We start from the raw sequence: 1,311 nt of genomic DNA, 5'->3' as shown, positions 1-1,311 counted from the left end.
GTTGTTTGCATATCTCCACAAAACGCCGGTTGCAACTTTAGCACCCGGATTTTTGGGATCAGCTGTATTTGCATCAGAATAAGCCTGGTAAGCTTCGTTACTTTTTATTTGTGAAGCATAAGCATCTCCTAAGGTGATCAACAACTCAACATCTTTGGGGTTAATTGCTTTGCCCTTTGATAAAACGGCAATTGCTGCGCTGGCATCGTCAACTGATATTTTACCATCTGATGTGGTAGGTAACAAATATGCTTTTCCTACATATACATAAGGCTTGCTATTTTTACCTGAAAGCGACACAGCCTGATTAAAGCTGGTAGTTGCGCCTGCTTTATCTTTATCTAAACGGGCAACAGCACCTAAACCGGCATAGTTTAAGCCCGATTTTGGATTTACAGCAATACCTTTATTGAAAGCTGTTTTTGCCGAATCTGTATAATCCTGTTTAAGATATACCCAACCCAGGTAAAAGAAATTTTCGTCCTTATCGGCCTGTGTAACCGTAAGGTTTTTTAGCATCGATTTGGCTTTTTGATATTGTTCGGCGTCAATAGCTTTTTTGGCGTCGGCTAGACTTTGCGCAAAAACTGATGATGAACCTATTAATACCAGTCCTAATGTTGCCTTAGCTATTTTACTGATCATTTTCATCTTATTTAGTTATAATTTACTTTTTAAATTTATCTCTCTTGGCGGTATCGAATCTGGCAATAAACCTGATTTTAATATTATCCGCTGACCCACATCGCTGGCCAAAAATGTTGCAAATCCGGTAGCTAAACCAGCCTTGCTCGATGTATTAACCAGGTATAATCCCCTACTTAAAGGGTACTGTTTTAAGACGAGTGATTCCTGCGAAGGTTTAAAATAGTAGTTAGCATACTTCTTACTGGCCTCATCCTTAACTCCTACAATTTTAACCTTAGCCACGTAAGGCACCATATCCTTATCGGGATCATTAAGCCAGCTAAAACCTGTGATACCGAGAGCGTCTGGGTGCTCACTAACGTATTTAATAACTTCCCTATTTGATTTTAGTGCGTAAATATTTTTCTGATTAAATTCCTTATTACCAGAAAAGTACTTCAAATACCTTACCAAACTCGAGTTTGGATTATCAAAAACAATTGTTTTGTTTGGGTCCCCTTCCCCGTTAAGCATCTTTTTTAATACAGCAACAGTGATAGTAGTATCAACAGAAGCCTGATTTACGATCAATGTAACTGCATCAGTAGCAAAACGCAGTACGTCAACACTTAACGAACGTTTTATTATTATATTACGTTCTGTGGTATCCAAATCACGTGATAG

2 protein-coding genes are annotated in these 1,311 nt (G+C 38.3%); both read right to left on the bottom strand.

Annotated features, from left to right (window positions below):
• Positions 1 to 651, bottom strand: a 651-nt coding sequence (locus AC1DPZ_RS27335) for a tetratricopeptide repeat protein (RefSeq protein WP_477409450.1), incomplete at its 3' end; no start/stop codon positions are given.
• Between the two features lie 9 nt (positions 652 to 660).
• On the bottom strand, positions 661 to 1,311 hold a 651-nt coding region (locus tag AC1DPZ_RS27330), incomplete at its 5' end, for a PstS family phosphate ABC transporter substrate-binding protein (RefSeq protein ID WP_477409448.1).

Source organism: Mucilaginibacter sp. P4_G9 (assembly GCF_056400985.1).
The sequence above is the reverse complement of the archived record's forward strand: the minus strand, read 5'-3'. Positions and strand labels throughout refer to the sequence as shown.